Below are 2,831 nucleotides of genomic sequence, written 5' to 3'. Positions count from 1 at the left end.
CGGCGCCGAGTCGCGGAGGCGAGACGCATGACCGGCATCTGGAGTTGCGGGCGGTTCCGGCTCGCTCTCGACCCCCCGCTCGTGATGGGCGTCGTCAACGTCACGCCCGACTCCTTCTCCGACGGTGGCGAGCACTTCACCCCCGATGCCGCGATCGCTCACGGCCGCGAGCTCGCCGCGGCGGGCGCCGACATCCTCGACGTCGGCGGCGAGTCCACGCGGCCCGGTTCGGACGAGGTCCCTCCGGCCGACGAGCTGGCGCGCGTGCTGCCGGTGGTCGAGGCGCTCGCCGGCCCGGACGGGCCCGGGCTGCCCGTGTCGATCGATACGCGACACGCGGACGTGGCAGGGCCGTGCGTCGAGGCCGGGGCGAGCATCATCAACGACGTCGCGGGGTTCCGCGATGCGGCGATGCTCGAGCTGGCGGTGTCGTGCGATGCGGGTGTGGTCGTGATGCACATGCTCGGCGAGCCGAAGACGATGCAGGACGAGCCGGAGTATGAAGACGTGGTCCGCGAGGTCTCCGCGTGGCTCGCGGCCCGGACCGCGGCACTCGAGACCGCGGGCGTGGCGCACGACCGCATCGTCATCGACCCGGGCATCGGGTTCGGCAAGACGCTGGAACACAACCTCGCGCTGCTCCGCGGCCTGCCGGAGCTGCGGCGCGTCGGCTTCCCGGTGCTGGTCGGCGCGTCGCGCAAGCGGTTCATCGGCGCGCTGACCGGTGAGGCCGAACCGCGGATGCGGCTCGGCGGGTCGCTCGCCGTCGCCACGACTGCGGTGCTCGGCGGGGCGGCGGTGTTGCGCGTGCACGACGTCGCCGAGACGGTCCAGGCCGTGCGCGTGGCCGCGGCGCTGCGGGAGGGGTGACCGGTGGCCGAGGCGCTCGTCGGGCTCGGCAGCAACCTCGGCGACCGCGTCGCGAACCTCGCCGAGGCGCTCGCGCGCATCGACGAGGTCGACGGGCTCGCGGTCCTGCGCGTCTCGCGCGCGGTCGAGTCCGAGCCATGGGGGGTCACGGACCAGCCGGCGTTCGCGAACGCGGTGGCCGTGGTGCGGTCGGACCTGCAGGCCGACGCGCTGCTCGAGTGGCTGCGCGGCATCGAGGACGAGATGGGCCGCGACCGCGCGACGGACCCGAACGGCCCGCGCGTCATCGACCTCGACCTGCTGCTCTTCGGCGATGAGGAGTGGGCGCCTCGCGACCCCGCGTTCGGCCTGCCGGACCCCGGGCGGCTCACGCTGCCGCATCCACGCATGCTCGAGCGCGAGTTCGTGATGCGCCCGCTGCTGGAGGTGGCGCCCGATGCCGCGCTGCCGGACGGTCGGCCGCTCGCGGGCCTGCTCGGCGGGGCGACCGAGGGGCGGATCATCGGCGACCTCGGCACGGTGCGGTCCGACCTGACGCCGATCGCCGTGGGGCCGGGTCCCGACGGGGCCACGCGGCTTGCGCGTATGCCGGGCGAGAGCGAGCTGGACTACGCGGAGCGGGTGGCGATGCTGGCGCCGGACGTATGCGAGGAGCGATTCGACACGCTCGTTGCCGAGCACTGGGTTCCCGTCGCTGTGGCGTGGGGCGGCCAAAGGCTCGATCGGACGCCGATGATGGATCTCCACTACGCGTTCGCCGAGATCCGCGCTCAAGGGATACCCGTCACGTGGCACCCGCACGAGCCGACAGAGGGCACGAACCCCTGGGGCGTGGGGGAGACCGTCTCGATCGCAGTGCCGGCCGCGTTCGCCGACGCGGCACGGGCGATCGTCATGGACCTGGCCGCCGAGTGGGTCGCGCCCGATGGGGCCGAGCTCCCATCACCGAGCCAGGGACGCGACGGCTCGTTCATCGTCCCGCAGGTCGGCGGGACGCTGGCGTTCGTCGAGGCGATCCGCAGGGCGCGTCTGCAGAAGGCGCTGCTGTGGGTGCTCGTGCTGACGCTTGCAGTGAACCTCCTGGGATGGCTCGTCTCGGCGATCGCGGATTGGCTCGGCCTGTTCTGAGCGCGCGGAGCCGGTGCGGTGTGCCGTGATGGTCGGCGGATCAGCACACGTTGCGGGCCCTGCGTCGTTCGCGGGGTGTGCGATCCAGGTCGCGGCGCTGGAGCGGTGTGGGGCGTACATGGTACGTTGTGGAAAATCGACTCGGGAGGGGCGCATGCGCACGAAGCGATCTTGGCTGACGGTGGCGGTCTCGTTGCTGCTCGCAGTGTCCGGCGTGCCCGCATCCGCGCAGGTGTCGTTCGCGCCGTCGATGTCGGTGGGGACCGTCGCGCCGCTGGCGCGCGTCGGCGGGGCTCCTGAGGGAGATGCGCTGCTCAAGGGTGGCTACCTCTATGCCCCCGGTCCGAGCGGGCTGCAGATCTTCGACGTGACCGGCGCCGACGCTCCCGTGCTCGTGGGTGACGTGCTGCTTCCCGGCTATCCGTTCGTCGTGAGCGTGGACGCCGGTCTCGCGGCGGTAGGCTGCCTGTCAGGCCCTGTCCAAGTGGTCGACGTGAGCGACCCCGCGGAACCGAGGGCCTTGGGGGCGTGGCTCGCCGGCACCCAGACGGAGTCGTGGTCGGCTGTGGAGGACGTGTGCGTCCTTGCCGGCCGCTTGTACGTGACGAGCCACGATCGCGGACTGGAGATCGTGTCGCTGGCGAATCCCGCGTCGCCGGTCCGCCTGGGCGCGATGACTCCTGCGATGATGGTGCGCTACCGAAACATCGCCGTGAGTGGCGTGAGGGCATACTTGGAGGTGCAGGACTTCGCGCGCCATTCGACGTCCTTGCAGATCGTCGATGTGGCGAATCCGACGCTGCCGGCGCCGCGGGGCGTGTACGACACAAATG

The 2,831-nt window shown here is 72.1% G+C and carries 3 protein-coding genes; all 3 read left to right on the top strand.

From position 1 onward, the window contains the following. The first annotated feature begins 27 nt into the window (after positions 1 to 27). On the top strand, positions 28 to 870 hold the full coding sequence (gene folP / locus FDZ70_08835; protein TLM71650.1) for a dihydropteroate synthase: 843 nt from the start codon (positions 28 to 30) through the stop codon (positions 868 to 870). Between the two features lie 3 nt (positions 871 to 873). Further along, entirely contained in the window at positions 874 to 1,998 is a 1,125-nt protein-coding gene (folK, locus tag FDZ70_08830; protein TLM71649.1) for a 2-amino-4-hydroxy-6-hydroxymethyldihydropteridine diphosphokinase, read from the top strand. A 28-nt stretch (positions 1,999 to 2,026) separates the two neighbouring features. Further along, positions 2,027 to 2,831: hypothetical protein (locus FDZ70_08825; protein ID TLM71648.1), on the top strand; the 805-nt coding region annotated here is incomplete at its 3' end.

The organism is Actinomycetota bacterium, assembly GCA_005774595.1.
Lineage (GTDB): Bacteria > Actinomycetota > Coriobacteriia > Anaerosomatales > D1FN1-002 > D1FN1-002.
Note: the sequence above shows the minus strand (reverse complement) of the source record. Positions and strands in the feature narration are given on the sequence as shown.

Coding starts and splice junctions, on each gene's coding strand:
- folP (TLM71650.1), top strand. CDS start 28: ATGACCGGCATCTGGAGTTGCGGGCGGTTCCGGCTCGCTCTCGACCCC.